The sequence below is a fragment of the Rhodococcus sp. SBT000017 genome (assembly GCF_003688915.1).
Taxonomy (GTDB): Bacteria; Actinomycetota; Actinomycetes; order Mycobacteriales; family Mycobacteriaceae; genus Rhodococcoides.
Window position 1 is genome coordinate 110,581 of sequence record NZ_REFU01000001.1, and the last position, 18,641, is coordinate 129,221.

An 18,641-nucleotide genomic window follows, 5' to 3' on the forward strand; every position below is an offset into this window, starting at 1 on the left:
CCCTGGAAGCCGAAATCGCCTGACGGGTCACGCTTTAAATGCGGAGCGGACCGTGGCAGCGGGGCGCCGGGAGCGGCGATCCGATGGACCGACCGCACCTAGCACTGGACGGCATGGACCGGCCCCGACAACTCGACCTCCGGGTTCTAGGAACGCCGCGACTCGGCCGAAGGCGCACTTCGCGACCTCGAAACCGAGGCTTTGAGTCATGAAGCGCTTCAGGCCAATCGAGACGTATCGCCGCTCAAATCCATGCTCAACCGGCAGCCCACCAAAAAGAACGGTGTCACCCGTCCGTCTGCGCCGGAACCGGATCGTCACCGCGACCACGGCCTGGACCGGTAGCACTGATCACGTGAGCGGCGGTCAGGGACGCAGCACCGCATCCCAGACGTCGGAGCTTCTCGGATCGACGGGCAGGTTGAACTCCGTCTCGAACCATTTCGTGAAGTTGTCGCTGTGATCAGGTGAGTTCATCCATTCAACGAAGGGATCGACCAGTTCGAGGGCTTTCCGGATCTGTGGGTGTTTCTGATTGACCGTGACCACGAGCGGGGGATCGACGTCGATCGACAGGTATCCGCGCTGCTCGGCGTCCTCGAACTCTGGGATCACGCCGTCGACATCGCGGAATCTGTCGGGCACCACCAACTCAAAGTGGGAAACATGGCAGCGGATTGCCGTGATCACGCAGCGAGGTATGCGATGTTCCTGGAAGTGCTTCGCTATCGCGTCGGCAAGATGCTTGAACTGCTCAATCTCGTCCTTTGGTAGAGCCGCCGCCGCGATCTGTTTCTGAGTCTTCGCTTCGTACAACTCGGCGTAGCGCTCTTCGAGCTCCGTGAACTTTTCGAGTAGATGGTTGTATCGTTCCGTCTTTTGGTCGAGTTCGCCTTCGATTTTGGCGACATGTTCTGCGGAGTACGTCTCGACCGTGCCCAACAACTCTTCGTACTTTGCGGCATTGACCAGCCAGCTGTCCCTTTGGAGGTTCCAATCTGCGGTGTTGGCGGTGAGGCCGAACGCTTTGATCACCCTGTCGTGCATCTCGTCGAGGTATTTACCGGCGGCGACGTCGTCGAGTTCCCCTATCAGCATCGCTTTCAGCGGTCCCGGCAAGTCCTCTCTGGGTAAACCAGGGGTAAGTACCGGAAGAAACGTTTGTTGTGCCCATGCAGCGCCCATTTCGGCCAGACATGTCGGCCGCGTGAGGTAGGTCGGGGAGACGATCGCGATGACCAGTGGCGACGCTGCTGCTTCTTTTCGCATTTCCGTAAACAGGTCGAGTCCGGATGCGATCCCTGTCCCGCGCTGTGAGCTGTAGAAGACCTGTTCACGAGGGAATCCGCAGCCGAGTCGGAGGATTTTTTCGACGAACTTGGTCACATATTCTTCATCGTTACCTGCGTGGCTGATGAACAGCTTTCCAGTCTTCTTGGCCATCGAACCATGCTAGTTGTCGCATAGGTGTCGTCACGGATTACCGCAATCTGGATGTGCCGCCGGGGGTGGCTGGGTATACGGTCCGAGCTACTCCGGGCTGTCTCTGCCTTCGTTTCGAGCAATTGCAGAACACGAACTACTGCCACCGTGGCCTGCGCGGCTGCATAGGCCTCGACGTGATCGATGCCCGTGTGGGTCACACGCTGCGCGAGATCCCACGTAGCTCTGACGAACTGTCGCAACGCCTTGTGCGAGCCTCCAGCGGCGTATCGCTCGAGGTACAGCCCTATCCATTCCTTTGCATCTGCCGCCTTGGGCGCGTCATCCCCGTCTGCGACCAAGTCAGGGTCTTGGATCACCGTCGCTGCGTCGATGAGGATCTCGCGGGCCCGCCGGCCTACGTCTTGGCGGTCGTCATCGGAACGTGCCTGCTCCAGCTCACGCGCCAGACCATCGACACGGTCTTGCAGACTTGCCCACGTCGGGTCGGCCGAGGCGAATGCGGTAACCAGACTGCCCGATTCCTGAATGCTCGCCAGCGTGGCCGCGGTGTCCGCTACGAGGGCGTTGACGAACTCAGTGCGGTGAACCCATTTGGGCAGATCGCCTTTCCTCCAGCGTCCGCCCCATTCTCCAAGCGTGCTGTATCGGATGGGGTTTGGCACCGCCAATTGCCGCAGCAGTCTGTTCAGCTGTTGGTGGCCTTTTTGGTACTCACTGTCGGCCTTTGCTGCCTTCGTGGATCCAATCATCGTATCGCTCGTCGAAGCCGAAACTAGACGAGCAGCTTGCAGGTCCAGCTTCTCAGCGGCTTGTCGAGCGATGTGCTGCCTCGATCGGGGGTTCTTATCGGTCATCAAACCAGGATGCCGGTAGACCCGACGTCGTCTGCGGTCGCGTGGCGATTCAACGCTGAGGGGCGCTGGGGCTACACCCCGTAGGTGAGATGCACCGCTGTCGTCTACCGCCTCGATTCGTGCACGCTTACGTCGACGAAACCAAAGGCAGAGGTCTCGTCGTCGTGGCCGCGATCGCCCATGTCCGCGACCTCCAGCCCTCACGCAAGGCACTCGTGGCGTTGCGACTGCGAGGACAGGAGCGCATCCACTTCAAGTCCGAAAGCGACTCGCGTTGACGAGCTACCGCCGACGCCATCGTCGCTCTGCCCATCCGCATTCACGTCTACGACGCAGCGGCTCTACACGATCGAGAAGGACGCACCCAAGCACTACAGATGCTCGTGGCCGACCTCGCAGGCATGTCGGCCACCCGCCTGGTCATCGGACAAGACGGCTCCCCAATCAGAGCAGACCGACATACGCTGTTCGCTGCGACTTCTAAGCAACAGATCCAGGATCGCTTGGCCTAGAGCACCTCCGCGCCAAACAAGAGCCCATGCTGTGGGTGCCGGACATGATGGCATGGTGCCTGGCCAAAGGCGGACATTGGAAGACGCGATTCGAGCCGATCATCACCGCCTACAACTCGTTGAAGTAACCGAGTGAACTTCCCTCCAACCCGTAGTCGCGTTTTGGGTTCCGCACTGAAACCCGTGGAGTTCCCAAATGGGAACCCGAAACGTATGATTGAGAAATGGAGTCCACACTCGATCCAAACACCGTGCTTATGGCCGGATCCGCCAAAACCATCTCCGACGTACACGTAGCCACGTTCGAGAAACTCGTGGAAATGCTGGTGCTCAACCCCACCGTCAAGCAATTGCTTGCAGCCGGCTACACGCACGCGCAAGTGGCGCGAACCGTGCACATCAGAAAACAGCAGGTCGGACTCCATGCCCGCACGACATTTGATCCGGTCACCCACGCGAAAGAGTTGCATTCGATCGACGTATGGGCGCTCGCCCTCTCACTGTGGGGGGACTCCGAACAACGGCTGCAGCTTGCGATCGACACCGCGTTCGAGTGGGATGCCACGCGGCTGGCCGACATCGCGCTGCCCGAACAGAATCTTAAGCAATACCGTATCGGTTCTGTAGCCGATGAACTCGACACGTACGGCTGCGCATTCGCCCGCTGCGAGGCAGCGCGGCCGTATACGCCGCGCCAGGAGGACTCGAACGCGGCACGAATCGGTGCGTTACGCGCCAGAGCAGCCGGAGCGAGCGAACTCGACCTGAGCGACCGCGAGGACGAAATACTCGAGCTTCTATGCACCCCCGTGGTCCCGGAAGTCCCCGACTTCCTGTTCCGAAACCGGCATCTGCGATGCACCAACACTTCGTCGAACAGTCAGCCATGGGCGGTCAAGTACGAACAGCGTCACGTACGCGAGCACACCGAAATGGAACGGTACGGCCAGCTACTGCCCACGCTGCCTGACAACTCCAATGACCCGCGCGTGCTCGCCCGCGACCTCGTGCTGTTAAACCTCGGCGATGCACGAGTGGTGTCCCTGCCCTCATCGGACACTGTCCCGCTCGCGAGCCGCAGTCGGGTGCTCGAGCGGTTTGCGGGTGTGCTCGGCGTTCGCTTGGATGAGTCGCAAACCTATGCCGAAGGCAGGACAGTCTCCGAGGTCGAGTCCGAGATTCTGGGTGCGTTGGACGAGTATCTGAGTGCTGAACTCGCTGCGCGTTCTAGCACGTCACAAACGCTGTAGATACGCAAGACCCGGCTCGCCAACCGTCCGGAAGGCTGTCGGTTCACTTCGACGAGGCTAGTGCCTCGCGTCGAGATATTGTCGGACTCGGCCCGCTCGGTTTCTGGCTCCGTGATTGGAGCGGTGCGATGGGGAATGCCGCCCCCCAAGGGCCCAATGGCTTGATCCACGTAGGTGAAAGGGCACGGACAGCAATTGTCGTGCCCTTTTTCGTCTGAGCTAGCTTCAATGGCAAACACTGAGGAGGGTTGCGTCAATGGGCTTTCCACGAATAGCAAGGCAGGGGAAGGTCGCGGGTGATCCACCTGGCCCGTTCGATCAGAGTGGTCGACGGCTGCGCATCGTCGTCGACTTCGCGCAGGACCAGCGCCGGGTCGAAGAGTGGAATGGAAACACTCACGCCCCGCTCTCAATGCCGAACCCGGAGATCTTTCTGTGGTCGCTGACAGAGGGCGAGAGTATCGACCGCTACTGGATCGGCACCGCCAACGACCCGGCCGACGTCGGCCGGGTCGTGATACCGTCCGGACCCCTCGACCCCAACGCCCACGACTACCTGGGGTTCTCGACCATCAACGGCCAAGGGCGAAGGACCGAATATTCGATCTGGCCCTACAGCACGTATGAAACGTTCGCTCAGGACGACGCCGGAGCCCCCGCAGGTCTATCCACTGAGCAGTGGCTGGCGGAACTTCTCGTTGCCCGGGCTAGCACCGAAATGCGCGCGGACCTGATGGTCACCACCAATCCGCGTGATCTGCCGCGAGGATTTCGGACAATGGAGATGATTAATCTCAGGCCGCGATCGCGGGCTGCCGATAACTGTAGTGGACGTCGTTCGGGGATCGGTACCCGATTGCCGAATGCCGGCGTCGTGGATTGTAGAACCCCTCGATGTATCTGATGATGTCCTGTCGCGCTTTGTCTTTCGTGGAATAGATCGTCCGATAGACGCACTCGTTCTTGAGGGCCGCGAAGAAACTTTCCGCCATACTGTTGTCCCAACACACCCCGGTCCGCCCCATCGACGACCGCATCCCCAGCGAGCTCACCAGAGCCCGGTAGGCCCGCGAGGTGTAGACACTGCCGCGATCGGAGTGGAAAATCGCTCCCGGCTCGATCAGGGTCGTGGATGCCGCATTCGTCAACGCCGCCGCGACGAGTTCGGTGCGCATATGGTCCGCAATCGACCAGCCCACGACTTTGCGGGAGTAGCAGTCGATGACCGTCGCGAGGTACATGAACCCCTGCCAGGTGTGAATGTAGGTGATGTCGCCGACGAACTTGATCCCGGGCCGATCAGCGGAGAAGTCGCGCACGAGCAGATCCGGCACTGCCGGCTCACTGCCGGAGTCGGAGTCGGTAGTGACCCGGAACGGGCGCGGTTGGCACGGCGCGAGGTCCTCGTCGCGCATGATCGACCGGACCAGTTCCGGTGAGCACTCGATGCCGGCTGCACGAAGATCTGCGTGGATACGGCGGTATCCGTACGTGCCGTGCGATAGATCGAAGAACACCCGAATGTGTTGCGCAAGAGTATCTCTGCGAATCTCCGTTGCTGATTGCGGCCGGCTTTTCCAGTGGTAGAAACCGGAGGTGGAGACCTCGAGCCAGCGGCAGCGGTCGGTGATCGGTACTACCGCGGAATCGTCCGCGACATAGGAATCGATGAACTCGTACTTCGCCACTACCGTGGCTCCCGCGCAAAGTACGAGGGTGCTTTTCTCAGGAAGGCTGCCTCGGCTCGAAGTTCTCGATTCTCACGTTCGAGCTGGGCGAGGCGTGCTCGTTCGGTGAGGGTGAGTTCGGTGTCCGGGCCGCCGCCGTGGGTGTCACGGTACTTCACCAACCATCGGCGCAGACTGTCGTCACCGACGTTGTAGGCCTTGGCGACTTCGCTGATCGGCTTGGAGAAGTCGATGACCTCTCGGCACAGTTCGTCCTTGAACTCGGGACTGAACGATCGGCGCGATCTGCTCATGCTGGACTGGCTCATTTCAGTAGATCCCTATTCTAAGCGGGTCCACTGTCCGAAATCCCTGGTCCGATCACAGTCAGAAAATCGTCGCTTGCGGACATTCTTTCGGCGAAAGAGATGCTCCGTGTTTCCGCCCAAGCGCTCTGGTCCGTGCTGGAAAGTGATTCGGCGTTTGAAGCTGCTTGGGACGATCTAGTCGCGGCAGCGAAGGACATAAGCACGTCCGCCTCGACTTTTGGTTTCCTCCGCGACGTCGTGTGGGCGGTCGCAGACAGGCGAAACCTGCCATGCGGAAGCCACAGTTTCGGACGCAAACTGGGTTCGATCTTAGGCGATAATGCGTTCACGGTCGCGCGTGCGCAAGCACAGTTGGGAGATCAACCGAGCGTGGATGTCCACAGCTTCGACCACGACGCAGATTCCGGCTTGTCCGCCGATGAACGCGTTGCTTTGTGTCGACGGGTGTTAGTCGCACCTGCCGAGATGGCTCATTGCGTTGTCTGGTTAAGGTTCGACAACGCATGCTTGCCGGAGCAGGAGTTGGCATATGGGCAGGTCACCTTCTATTGGGGGACATGGCTTGCCGCGCACGTGGGGGCGTCGCCGTGGTGGGAACACAACGCGAATTTCTCTGTGGTTCCCGTCGAAATGATCAAACCGATGGAGTACCGGTTCGGTTTCGACCGTGAAGAGGTGCCAGACGTCGAGGACAGCACGACGGTAACGTATGCCCGAGTCGACCTCGGACTGTTCGCGACAGACAGAGCAGAAGAAGCCGCTCGAAATCTGGTGCGTGACATCATCGAAGCCAACCATCCGATCGACGACGGTTGGAAGATGTTCCACAGCTCCATCCTTGTCAAGAACGGGAACCGCTACCAGGGGTGGGGGCATGACTACTCCCGCAGCCACTATATGAAAGCGAACGACGACATGGGGACATCCTTGATGTTGATGTCGATGTCGTCGCTCTCGCACACCATCGCTCCGGACTCTTCGCCCATGCTCAGAAGTGCGCTGTCGATGCGAGCGGACCTAAACCGGGCCCGGAAGGACGACCCTGTGGTCAGAGTGATGGCCTCGGTGCGAGCGATCGAGCACGCCAATGCTTGGAGCAACGGCGGGCAAGATCAATGGTTCGACTTCGCCAGTACATTCCTCGCCCATCGATACGCACGGATCCATGCAGTAGATGCCCTCGGTCACGTAGTCCAGCAGGCACTGCACGACGTGCCCGACCCCAGACCAGGCCATGGTCATTCCGCGGAACGTCAACTGCGGCGGATTCGCGAGGAGTTGACTAGGCACGTGTGGCCGGCGAGGGAAGAGACTAACCGTCAAAAGGCGATCAACTATTTGCCGCAGTTGGCTGATTTGTTCGTCGATCACCCGTTGGGGAGGATGCTTCGCGAGATGAACATCGCCTTCTCTTCAGGAACAGCAGCGGAGAAATTTCTGCAAGACGTTGTCACGGATTTCGCGATTCTCTTGAGCCGTCTCCGTCGACAACGCAATTGCGCAATTCATGGCGGGCCGTCGTCCTTCGGTGCCTCGGAGTCGGTGGCCAGATTTGCATTCGATCTTGGCCACCAAGCTGTCAATGCAATTATTGACGCCGTTTTGGAGAATCGACCGGTTTCGGATCATTTCGTTGACATGCGGGATGACGCCCGGCTTCGTTTCGATGATGTCGGAATACGTGGTGACCTTGCGAGGCTCTTCGTGCCATCGCCTGGACCGCCGGTACCGCCCAACCGGTGTTAATGAAGCGTGGATTTAATTGCCATAGAGGCAGAGTATAAGCTCCAATCGGCCTTTGCAGGGTTTTCCACTCTTGGCTGCCGGCCGTGATCAAGGCGCAGCGTGCAGTCCGCTTAACGGCATCGACCAAAGATCCCGCGAAAACCAACCGTGAATGGGGACCGATCCACAATGACCCAGGCGTCGACAACCAACGATCAAGATAGGCCGACCTTAGCCAACTTTGCCTGGCTGCTCGGATTGCTCCCTGTCGTCTACGCGGGTTCCAGAATCCTTGTTGTTTCTCGGGGAAACACTGAGACAATGCGAGCACTCGTCCAGGACCTCGACGTGACAGCCCTTGTTCTGGCAACGCTCCTCCCCGTTTGGTCAACAGTAGCTCTTTGGTGGTTCATTTCCTGGGCAGCCAATGTCAGCAACAGAAACAAAAAGAAACTAGATATCCGTCCAGGCGCGACATCGGGATATTTATTTCTCCCGGCAATCGTCGTCTTAGTTCTGACGCTGGCAACAATGCCAGCCGCGTATCTTATCGGTAATTTCGCATTTCTTTTGGTATTAGTGGTCTGTGGTTCTATTGCGAGGCTGACTGGGAATCAGCGGGTGAAGGCCGCTGCTGCGGCATCTGTAGCGCTTTCTTTGATAGTCGCTCTGACAGGCGTTGTGGTCCTGTTGGTGCTGGGGTTCGGGCAGACTAATTGGCTTCCGAGAGAAAATGTGACAGTGGCGGGAAATCCTCCGACACCTGGGTACGTTGTGTCGTCGGACGTTAGGTGGACACGAATTCTTGATGAGGACGGCACGATCGAGGTGGTGCCGTCAGCGGACGTGACGGCGCGTCAGTCGATCGACGAGCAGGTCACTTGGTCCGACCGTCCGTTACTCGACACGGACACCAACCCCTCGCTCGTCGTCATTACAGTGGTGTTCGCGGGCCTTGTCATTCTCCTGGCCATGGCGTCTGTCGCCGTAATCAGAGAGGTTCAAGCGCAGAGGCGTCCGCGCTCTGGCTAGGTTTGCTGCAAGCTGAGCCGTAACGTCCATCGTCATGGAGGCGAACGAATGCTCAGGACCATGCTGCGGCTGTGACGCTGCCTGCGCCCTTGTGCTCGTCCAGGAATCGCGAAGCGCCAGGCAGTAGAATAGGAACGGACTCAAGGAGGTGTCGGATGTCGATACGACGACCGTCGGGTGATCGTGCGCGGGCGATCGATGCCGCCCGCACCAACAGCGCTCTCGAGGGTGCCCGCAGTACCGACGCGACCCGTGCGGACCAGGATGCCTATGTTCGCGGCGAGATCGACATAGCCGAGCTCGGGCATCGGGTGCGCAGCCGGTACAACCTTTCCTGATCAGGATGGCCTCGCGGTGGATGACGCACCCCCATGGGATACCGGCGATTACGACCTTAATTGGGCCGGGTATTTCATTCCGGGCTCTTCTGTGCTGCGTAACCGCGTGGGAGCGACAACGAGGGAAGCATTGGCCGCTGCCGAGAACGATCTCGTTGAAGTGCGGGTAGCCGAACTGCGGAACAACCCCATCGCCGTGATGCGAACGTACGACCTTGATCACTTGAAGGCGTTGCATAAGTATCTGTTTCAAGATGTGTACCTGTGGGCCGGTGAACTGCGGACGGTAGGTATCGAGAAAGAAAATGAGTCCTTCATGACGCCGGGCGACATTGGGCGGCCGGTTGCCTACATCGCTGAGCAGATCGCCGAGACGAAGCAGCTTCGTTCGATCTCGAACGCAGACCTACCCGGCCGTCTCGCGGAGATGTACGACTTCGTGAATTTTGCCCATCCCTTCCGGGAGGGAAACGGCCGCACGCAAAGAGAGTTCTTCGATCAGTTGTTGTCCGAGTCGGGGCGTGGTACGGCGTGGGATGCGATCGAGCTGACTGAACTGCACCGCGCATGCCATCTTGCGCGGGCCGAGCAGAACATTCAACCGCTCCGAACGATGTTCGCGAAGATCGTCGACGACGATCCGGCCTACCGTTTCGGCCGTGATATTTCGTGAACGGCGGTCATCTGTATTGGTCTAGCTACGGATCGCAGTCCACGGCAGTGGGCACTGCATGGGCAAGTTTTGTTCGCTGTGACGTATCTGGGAGCGGATCGTCGTCCCGATTTTGGGGGTGCCAAGAACGTCGAGGGAGCTCATCACTTTGAAACGTGGTGGAGTCGAATGTCCACGGCGGTCCGTTTAGACGTTGCAGGATCTGACGGGACGCCGGTGGACTGGGAATGGGTCACCGGAGGTCATCTCTTACTCATCACTTTGGGGCGAACTCGCATGGACACGGACGGATACAGGTGGTCACTCGAGTCGCCGAACACCCAGCTCAGTGGGTCAATGATGGACGCGAGTGCATCCACTTGAATTGTTATCTCTTGTACAGCGGGTCCGGGGTTCGAATCCCTGATGGCGCACACCGAGTGCCCCTGAACAGCATGATTGCTGGTCAGGGGCACTTTTTGTTGTCCGGGTGCGTGTAGGCGACCGCAAGCTTCGCGAAAATCGACAACTCCCTGACCTGCAGGTTTTCAAGCGGCGGAGGGCGTTTCGGAGACTTGACTCCCAATCGCCGATACTGGGAGTCAAGTCCGGTGGTTCAGCCGCTGACCACTGATATCGTGCGTCAGCTTGGATGATGGAGTGCAAAGCGGACTCGCGTGGTCGCTTAACTCATTACTTACTCATCTCTTTGACCGTTGATCCCTCCGAACGGTGATGGCTTTCGTCGCACTTGTCGCACGAACCGGCAAAGCGGGTAGTGGAGGGTAGGGGGAGGAGCGAAGGGCCCTGCCGTACTCACCGGCTCATGAGACCTGCCCACCCTGCGCGCACGTTCGATGTGCTCAGGTCGTGGCAGCGTTCGACGTCGGTATCCATCAGTCGGTCATCCGGCTGCTCCGGAAGGCGATCGTTCGACGAACACATGTGTCGTGGGGGAGTACCCAGTACGCGCATCCCTGTTTCGCTCGGTCGTGGAGAACGGCTATCTCGGCTGTACTGCGCTGACCGGAGCAGGAATCTGACGGCGCTCAGTGAAAGTGCCCAGATCTGATCTCTGAAAGTGCTCACCCGTGTGGCTCCGCCAATGAGGGCGGGCCTCCTCCGATGCTGATGGTCTCTGACCACACACCAGCGCCCCGAAGGAGACCCGCGATCTCATGCTTACATGGGAAGAGGACATGGAGATATCCGCACTGCACAAACGAGGCATGTCGATCTCGGACATCGCCCGCCATACCGGCCGCAACCGCCGCACCGTCCGCAACTACATCAACGGAACCACCACCCCAGGTGTGCGACGAAAGTCCACGACGGACCCGTTCGAGGACTTCATCGACTACATCCGCTACCGATTCACCGAGGACCCGCACCTGTGGGCGGTCGCCCTGTTCGACGAACTGTTGGCCCTGGGCTTCGCACTGTCCTATCCGACGATGACCCGCAAGATCCGGCAGCAGAAACTACGCCCGATCTGCCTGGCCTGCAGGACCGCAACCGACCGAGCCAACGCCATCATCGACCACCCACCGGGCGAAGAAACCCAATGGGACTACGTCGATCTACCGAACCCGCCGACTGAATGGGGTTGGGGCAGAACAGCACACCTGTGGGTCGGCTCCCTCGCACACTCGGGGAAATGGCGGGCGGTACTGACCCCGTCGATGGATCAACCACATCTGGTCGACAATCTCGACCGCGTTGTCCGCGCTCTCGGCGGCACCACCCGAGTCTGGCGTTTCGACCGGATGGCCACTGTCTGCCACCCCGAGTCCGGTGCGGTGACCGCCAGCTTCGCCGGCGTCGCGAAGTACTACGGGGTCTCGGTCGCGATCTGCCCACCGCGGAGAGGGAACCGCAAAGGTGTCGTCGAGAAAGCGAATCACACTGCAGCACAACGCTGGTGGCGGTCGTTACCGGACATGAGCGTCGAGCAGGCCCAAGCGCATCTCGACAACTTCTGTGCCGCCATCTCCGACAGTCGCACCCGCCACACCCCGGACGGAACCAGCACTGTCGCCGACCTCGCAGCGGCCGAACCCCTGCAGGAACCGCCGGCGACGGCGTATCCGGTGATTCTCGGCGACAGTCGGACGGCGTCGCGGCAAGCGTTGGTGTCCTACCGCGGCAACCAGTACTCCGTCCCGCCGGAGTTGGCGTCCGCGCAGGTCACCGTCACCCGCCCCGTCGGCGGTAGTCATCTCGACATCGTCACCGCCTCCGGCATCACTGTCGCCAGGCATGCGGTCGCCGCCGACGGTCTCGGCATGATCGTCCGCGACAGCGGTCATGTCGTCGCACTCGAACGGGCCGCGATGGCGACCGCGAACACCGGCAAACCGCACCGCCGCAAAGAACGGATACCACCCGGGCCTGATGCGCTCAGGGCGGCAGAAGTATTGCGTGGCAGCAGTTTCCATAGTACGAACTACTCGACAGGAGCAGCTGAAACCGATTCCGCGGCAGCATCATCGGATGTCATCGACCTCTCGGCCTACGAGCGGGCTGCACGGGGAAGGAACACTCTCGCATGAGTGAAACACCGAAAGGAGGTGCCGCTGCCGATCGACTTCCCGCACCGAACACCGCGGAAGCAGCGAGCCTTTACCAACGTTTGCGTGGCCATCTCGGGGTCCTCAAACTCGCCGACGCCGCCGAAGCACTGCCGGCGGTCCTCGACCAGGCCGCGGCGGAGGAGCTGTCGATGACGGCGGCGCTGGAGCGGTTGCTCTCGATCGAGGTTGCTGCCACCGAAGCGCGGCGGTTGGCAGGCAGGTTGCGGTTCGCGTGCCTGCCGACCCCGGCATCGCTCGAGGACTTCGATTTCGACAACGCCGCCGGGGTCGACAAGAAGCTGATCGACGAGCTCGCGACCTGCAGATATTTGGAGACCGCTACCAATGTGCTGCTCATCGGCCCGCCGGGGGTCGGGAAGACGCATCTGTCGGTCGGGTTGGCGCGGGCTGCTGCGCATGCCGGGTATCGGACGTATTTCACCACCGCCGCCGATCTCGCCGCTCGATGTCACCGGGCTGCGATCGAAGGCAGATGGGCGACGACGATGCGGTTCTACGCCGGGCCGACACTGTTGGTGATCGACGAACTCGGGTATCTTCCGTTGCCGGGAGAGGCGGCTTCGGCGTTGTTTCAGGTTGTCTCGCAACGGTATATGAAGACATCGATCGTGATCACCAGCAATCGTGGTGTCGGATCGTGGGGAACGGTTCTCGGTGACGACACCGTCGCAGCAGCCATGCTCGACCGTCTCCTGCATCGATCGGTAGTCCTCGATATGTCCGGTGATTCCTACCGGCTCCGCGATCACAACGCACGATCGGAGAAGCTCCGCAAAGCCGTCACCGGGACCCGTCAACCGCTACAGTGATCACCGCTACCGGGTGAGCACTTTCGCTGAGCGAAGTTGAGCATTTTCGATGAGCGCCATCAAATCCATAAGACCACCCGCTGCGCGCCCGCCAAAGCTGGGTGGGCACTCTCTCCATGCCGGTTTCGTAATACATGGCACCCGTAGCGGCGCCGACGGATTTGTCTTCACCGGCAGACAGGACACACCAGCCTGGATTCCGGCGTGGTCTACAGCCGTGTACGTGCACCACTCGTAGGGGAAACCGTCGCCAACACCGGCCTGTAGTAGGGCGCGTACCTTCTCATCCAGGTCGCGCGACCCCCTCTGGGGGTGTGGTGTATTGCAGCCGTGCACTAGACGACGTTTTGTTAAGTCCACTGATGTATCTGTGCTGTACCGAAATTGGCCACGAACCCTAGCAACGCCAGGGTGGAGCGAACTGCCGGTGACGCGCTACCGTTTGCTTTGTGCCCATGACTCCGTCAGACAAGTTTCGTTTAAAGTCCCAGATACTGCAAGAACTGACCGAAAGCAACGAGTGGGATTTGCCGACGACGAATCTGCTGCTGTCAGAGTTTGGCTTACCGACCATGGAAAGCTGGGGGTCGCCGCCGCTGGACGGCCTTGTTGCGGCGTTGACTGAAGACGTCCTGACTGAGATCTACAAACTGGTCTTGGGAGCCGATAATCACGAGCTCGACGAAATGATCAATGGGTCTGACAGTGAGGTCGGCAACTGGAATCGTGGCTACGTACGCGTCTTTATCTCACACTCCGCCGAGCACAAGCCGTTCGTCGGTGGAGTGGCCGAGGAACTTGCCATCACCGGTATACACGGCTTCGTCGCCCACGACACTATGACGCCGACAGTTCCTTGGCAGGAGCAAATCGAGCAAGGGCTCCGCACTATGGAGGCGTTCGTGTTGCTGATACACCCAGAGGTGAACGACAGCTTCTGGTGCCACCAAGAAACTGGGTGGGCACTTGGACGCGGTGTCCCCTACTTAGTAATCAGAATGGGTGCAGATCCCGTCGGTTTCCCGAGTCGTTATCAATGGTCCAACGGCCGCCAAGACACCGCGAGAAATATAGCTGCAAGTATCAGTACCTGGATCGCCAGCCTTCCTCACCTGGGCGACTCTCTTGTGAACGGTCTCTTACAAGCCCTTGCCGACGTGCGAAATTACGTTGATGCTGGTGCGGCGACAGAAAGAATGGCCTCTCTCAACACTCTCACCGAAACACAGTACGAGCGCCTCGCCGAAATTTGGTGGAGCAACGACCAACTCCATGGCAGCGTCTTAGCGCACAAGGGCCTCAAACCGTTGTATGACCGCAACAACCGAGACTGGCCGCCAACCCCTCGCCCCAAACAAGGATGAAGTTGGGTGCTGAGAGTGCGGTCCCAGGCGACCTCCAGCGCGAGTCGACCGTAGTGTCGGACACGCCCGGTAGCGTCTGACTGACACCAGCTACGAAATTCGACAATTAGGAAGAATGCCCATGAGCTACCGCAACAAGACCTACGTCGCTTTCGCCAGTGAGGACATTCGGAGCTATCGGCTTATGCAAGCCTGGCACTCAAGCGACAACATCGATTTCGACTTCTACGATGCGCACGCCTTGTATGTCTCTCGCGACACCAGTCTTCCCGAGACGATACGTCGGAACCTCCGGCAGCGAATGAGCAACGCCAAGCAGATTGTCCTCTTGGGTAGCCCGGTTGGACGACGAAAGGGCAGTGACGCAACGTCCTTTCTCGCCCACGAAGTTAAGATCGCGCGGGAGTTCGATCTACCCATAGTTATCGCGAACCTCAACGGTAGCCGCACGGTCGACGAGACCGTCATCCCGCAGCCCCTTCTCGACAGCGGCCATTACACAGTCTCCGTGTCCTTTCAACCTCGTATCATCATGCACGCTCTTGATAAGTACGTCCCGGTGTATCTCGACGCTCCCAAAAAGGGTCCACACCAGTACGGTGCGCCCGTCTATAGCTCGCTCGGACTATGAGCGCGGCGCTGCGGCACGACCTTCTGACCGCCCGTTTCCTTAGACAGACCGCAACGTTCTTCTTTGCGTGGACTGGTCTTGCTTCCGTGGTCGGGCAATTGGCAGACTGGGTGTGGGGACTCGCCTCGCATAGCTGGTGGGCACCTACGGTGGCAGTTGTTGTGCTCGCGGGACTCCCTCTCGCCTTCTACCGATCATGGCCACGTCCGATCGAAGAGTCCTACGACATCCCCAGAACCCGGATTTGCATCGTCAAAGGTGACCTGTTCGCACAGGACAGCCACCTTGTGATTGGCACCTGCGACACATTCGACACTGCCATTCCCGACATTATCGAAAGAACCAGCGTCCAAGGAATCGCACTTGATCGTCTGTACAACAACAGGATCGACGAACTGGACGACGATCTAGTCAGAGCCCTTCAGGGAGCTGGCCATCCAATCGAGTCGGTCCCGAAAGACGGGAAGACCGAGCGCTACGCTCTCGGAACTGTCGCAGTGGTGGACCGTTCTACGCATAAGTTGTTCTTCGTTGCATACACAACGATGGACACCAACAACAATGCTCACGGCACCCCTGACGGCTTATGGACCAGCTTGAATTCTTTGTGGGCTAGCATCTATCAGCACTCGAACGGCCGACCGGTCAGCATGCCTGTCATCGGTGGCGGAATGTCTAGGCTTTCAAGCATCGTTCCGACACAGGATTCGATTCGTTTCACAGTACTGTCGTTCATGTTCGCATCCCGTCACAAAAAGATCTGTGACGAGCTACGAATCATTGTGCAACCAGCGGAGTACGAACGCCTCGATCGCCTTGAGCTCCAAGCCTTCCTAAGTTCACTTAAGCCGTCATGAGTACGGCTATCGAGGTACCCTCCAATTCGAGCTGTGCGTTCTGTGACTACCTCGCGGGCAGAAGGCCATTCACGATCGCTGCGCGCAACCGCCAAGTCGCAGTCCTGGTGACGCGAGAGCAACGCGGCCTCCCTCACTTACTTGTAGTGCCCACAGTTCACCGCGAGACACTTCTTGACCTCACAGACGAGGAGACTGCAGCTCTTTCGCTCGGTGTCCGAGCAGCCGCACAAGCGATTAACGACGCCTATCGCCGACCAGGAATCGCCGTCTGGCAAAACAACGGAGTACCAGCCCACCAAACGATCGCGCATGCACATTTTCACGTCGCCGGTACTCTCCCGGAAGGCGGTACCGACTGGGGTGTCATACCGGAGGCTCGAATCGGAGAAACAGACGCCATCGCTAAAGCTATAGGCCCGTACTTGTCCCTTGACTAAGCCAAGGAGAATATGGTGGGCGGTTGTGTGATCGACTATTTTCTGTCATGTCATCGCAGACACAAGGATTGATCGTGACGACTCGGCTGCAGACCGCCTCGGCGACGACCTCGACGTCGCAAGCCGACTCGTCCGGCGAAGCTAGCGTTGCCACCACCGATTCGCATCATATTCGCGATTTATCTGTGTGGCAATCCTGTTGTAGGCGCACAGGACTCGGATGTCGTACATGCGTCCCGGCTTGCGCTGACAGCGGGGGAGTGATTCGAGTGTGTCCAAGATTCGGACACTTCTTTCACCGCTTGCAGCCACACCGTTCTCGGCAGCGCATGTGGTCCTTCTGGCAGGTCCCCGAGTATCGGGGACCTGCCAATCTCGCAGACGTCTACCGGTGGGTGTGCGTAGGTCCGACTATCGGGGACCTGCCACACCCACGTCAGTATGCTTTGACGGTGCGTTAACTGCCGATTCTATCGACATTAGAACTCAATGCTGCAAAGAGCAGCGGAACTTGTGGCCGTGAGGAGAAAAATGATTGCGGACGACTCAATACACGTCAAGGTGGATGAGGAAACTCAAACAGCCCGGCTCAGGCTTTACAACAATAACGGTCTGCGTGAGGAGCACACGCTGCGTAAGGCCAACCCGGACAAACCTCTAAGAGTGGCCGTGGGCAAGCCCGGAGTTCGATCAAGCGTCTGGCGAGTTTGGGGCAGCAAAAATTCTCACGACGTCTACGCATGCATCCGAAGCAGCGCTGGCGTGATCAAGTACAGCTTTCATCAGAGTGGCGAGTGGATTCATCATCTTGTGAACCCCGATCATCCAAAGGCGAAGTTCGTGACCCTTCCTAGTCCCGACAGTAAGAGGCTCGACACTTGGTCACGCCCTGAACCGTTCTATAAAGGGTGGACACACATGTTGTCCATATTTGTTCCGTTAGAGGACTTGCCGGTGGTCCCTGGCGACGACACTAATCCGAAAGGGGTTCGATGGATCGACCACGGCGACATGAAGACGGATGCGATTGAGATCCGGCTGCTCCTCGCTTCAGGACAAGGTCCAGCGCTTCACCTCGACGGGCACCACCGAGGAGCGACGCGCAGTGCTGTCGTGGACGGTTTCGTCCTGACTAACGGTGAGGTGGTGATCGTCACCGCAACGGAAATACCGCTTAGGTCTGAGCAGCTGCGGCAACTGGCGGCGAGGCGTGAGGAGCAACGGACCGCTGTCAGCGAAGAATTCAGCCTGGCGCCGAGTCTGGGGCCGAGGTTCGCGGTGCCAATGGTCGATTACGCGGGTAACCGCTGCATTTGGGATATGGCATTCACCTTGGAATAACCATGGTCATTAAATTTCGACACGGCGGAGGCGCGAAGCGAAAGCTGGTCGCGCTGTCAGCGCCGGAATTACCTTGGTGATCGCCTGGGAGAACGATTGGAAAGATCGACGTTAGGACGTCGAGAACGCACTGACGGCAATTGTTTTCGGTGAACCCGGACCTCTCTGGATGGGATGCGCAGGATAGTGCGGCTCGAACCTAAAGCTATCCAAGGCTTTTTACCGCAGCACTCAACGTCTCGGTAGATGGGCGTGCACATTCCGTTTTGGCTTGCATAGCCGCTAGCGGTCGCTTCCGAAAGGGCACGCACCGGTTTGCAGTTCTCAGGGGGCTTCAACACAAAGCCGACAGCCTGCAAGGCGGAGGGCTTCTTGGGTTGTATGAGATCTATCGTTGCGTCTGGTCTGGGTCAGGATCCATCCTGTCAAGCTATGGCAGACGTTCTTGATGGCGTACCATGATTGACTGATCATGAGAGCTCCCTTCGTTGTTTCCTGCTGACCGGTCCGGTTTGGGGTTACGTGCCAACCGACAATTGCATCCAGTGCGGGGAAAATGACGAATACTACAAGAACGCTGCACGCTGCCAAAGCCTGAAGCACCGAATCGAACGGTGCCCCGGACCCGTACCACACGCAACGAGCGTTCAACGCTGTAAAGTTGTGGTGGAGCAGATCTGGTTGCCCTACCTGGGTAGCCGAACTGCGCAAAAACCCGGTGCCGTGATGCGACCGTACGACCTGCATCACTTGAAGGCGTTGCGCCAGTATCTGTTTTAGGATTTTTACCCGTGTGCCGG

17 protein-coding genes are annotated in these 18,641 nt (G+C 59.1%); 13 read left to right on the forward strand and 4 right to left on the reverse strand.

The features are described 5' to 3' along the window. Positions 1-366 precede the first annotated feature (366 nt). Together AYK61_RS00335 and AYK61_RS00340 are read right to left on the reverse strand one after the other, a co-directional pair. Positions 367-1,443: a toll/interleukin-1 receptor domain-containing protein gene (locus AYK61_RS00335; protein ID WP_121869389.1), complete on the reverse strand. Its 1,077-nt coding sequence runs from the start codon at positions 1,441-1,443 to the stop codon at positions 367-369. Beyond that, complete coding sequence (locus tag AYK61_RS00340; RefSeq protein ID WP_128646406.1) at positions 1,383-2,300, reverse strand: hypothetical protein; 918 nt, start codon at positions 2,298-2,300, stop codon at positions 1,383-1,385. Before AYK61_RS00340 ends, AYK61_RS00335 begins: the two co-directional genes overlap by 61 nt. A gap of 119 nt (positions 2,301-2,419) precedes the next feature. On the opposite strand from AYK61_RS00340, the gene AYK61_RS27700 reads away from it, so the two are divergent. Further along, the gene (locus AYK61_RS27700) at positions 2,420-2,578 is read left to right on the forward strand and encodes a hypothetical protein (RefSeq protein ID WP_237669544.1); all 159 of its coding nucleotides are present in this window, start codon (positions 2,420-2,422) and stop codon (positions 2,576-2,578) included. A 458-nt stretch (positions 2,579-3,036) separates the two neighbouring features. After that, on the forward strand, positions 3,037-4,062 hold the full coding sequence (locus AYK61_RS00350) for a hypothetical protein (RefSeq protein ID WP_128646407.1): 1,026 nt from the start codon (positions 3,037-3,039) through the stop codon (positions 4,060-4,062). Between the two features lie 253 nt (positions 4,063-4,315). On the opposite strand, the gene AYK61_RS27150 is transcribed toward AYK61_RS00350, so the two are convergent. Both AYK61_RS27150 and AYK61_RS00355 read right to left on the reverse strand, forming a co-directional pair. Beyond that, on the reverse strand, positions 4,316-4,462 hold the full coding sequence (locus AYK61_RS27150) for a hypothetical protein (protein ID WP_183130109.1): 147 nt from the start codon (positions 4,460-4,462) through the stop codon (positions 4,316-4,318). Positions 4,463-4,856: 394 nt separating this feature from the next. Further along, positions 4,857-6,043 (reverse strand): IS3 family transposase gene (locus tag AYK61_RS00355; protein WP_121872296.1). Its coding sequence is split into 2 segments (ribosomal slippage): positions 4,857-5,779 and positions 5,779-6,043, totalling 1,188 coding nucleotides; the frame shifts between segments, so codons are not numbered across the junction. A 147-nt stretch (positions 6,044-6,190) separates the two neighbouring features. Between AYK61_RS00355 and AYK61_RS00360 the strand changes: the two genes are divergently transcribed. The 11 genes from AYK61_RS00360 (at position 6,191) to AYK61_RS00410 (ending at position 17,841) form a co-directional block, all read left to right on the forward strand. Further along, a complete protein-coding gene (locus AYK61_RS00360; protein ID WP_147458284.1) occupies positions 6,191-7,804 on the forward strand; it encodes a hypothetical protein in 1,614 nt (537 codons plus the stop codon). Positions 7,805-8,104: 300 nt separating this feature from the next. Further along, positions 8,105-8,815 (forward strand): hypothetical protein, encoded by a 711-nt coding sequence (locus AYK61_RS27000; protein WP_128645499.1) that lies wholly within the window; start codon positions 8,105-8,107, stop codon positions 8,813-8,815. 155 nt (positions 8,816-8,970) lie between these two features. Then, the gene (locus AYK61_RS00370; RefSeq protein WP_121869394.1) at positions 8,971-9,153 is read left to right on the forward strand and encodes an antitoxin VbhA family protein; all 183 of its coding nucleotides are present in this window, start codon (positions 8,971-8,973) and stop codon (positions 9,151-9,153) included. Between the two features lie 16 nt (positions 9,154-9,169). Next, positions 9,170-9,826 carry a Fic family protein gene (locus tag AYK61_RS00375; protein WP_183130110.1) on the forward strand — a complete coding sequence of 219 codons (657 nt, stop codon included), beginning with the start codon at positions 9,170-9,172 and terminating at the stop codon, positions 9,824-9,826. A gap of 1,157 nt (positions 9,827-10,983) precedes the next feature. After that, positions 10,984-12,357, forward strand: coding sequence for a Mu transposase domain-containing protein (locus tag AYK61_RS00380; protein ID WP_008720605.1), 1,374 nt, complete (start codon positions 10,984-10,986; stop codon positions 12,355-12,357). Then, positions 12,354-13,208 (forward strand): IS21-like element helper ATPase IstB, encoded by an 855-nt coding sequence (gene istB, locus AYK61_RS00385; RefSeq protein WP_008720604.1) that lies wholly within the window; start codon positions 12,354-12,356, stop codon positions 13,206-13,208. Before AYK61_RS00380 ends, istB begins: the two co-directional genes overlap by 4 nt. A 455-nt stretch (positions 13,209-13,663) precedes the next feature. Continuing rightward, on the forward strand, positions 13,664-14,572 hold the full coding sequence (locus tag AYK61_RS00390) for a toll/interleukin-1 receptor domain-containing protein (protein ID WP_121869396.1): 909 nt from the start codon (positions 13,664-13,666) through the stop codon (positions 14,570-14,572). Positions 14,573-14,693: 121 nt separating this feature from the next. Next, positions 14,694-15,203, forward strand: a complete 510-nt coding sequence (locus tag AYK61_RS00395) for a TIR domain-containing protein (protein ID WP_121869397.1) — start codon at positions 14,694-14,696, stop codon at positions 15,201-15,203. Beyond that, positions 15,200-16,060, forward strand: coding sequence for a macro domain-containing protein (locus tag AYK61_RS00400; RefSeq protein WP_121869398.1), 861 nt, complete (start codon positions 15,200-15,202; stop codon positions 16,058-16,060). Before AYK61_RS00395 ends, AYK61_RS00400 begins: the two co-directional genes overlap by 4 nt. Then, positions 16,057-16,500: an HIT family protein gene (locus AYK61_RS00405; protein ID WP_121869399.1), complete on the forward strand. Its 444-nt coding sequence runs from the start codon at positions 16,057-16,059 to the stop codon at positions 16,498-16,500. The genes AYK61_RS00400 and AYK61_RS00405 overlap by 4 nt, the downstream gene beginning before the upstream one ends. A gap of 531 nt (positions 16,501-17,031) precedes the next feature. Further along, positions 17,032-17,841: a hypothetical protein gene (locus AYK61_RS00410; RefSeq protein ID WP_147458285.1), complete on the forward strand. Its 810-nt coding sequence runs from the start codon at positions 17,032-17,034 to the stop codon at positions 17,839-17,841. The last annotated feature ends 800 nt before the right edge of the window (positions 17,842-18,641 follow it).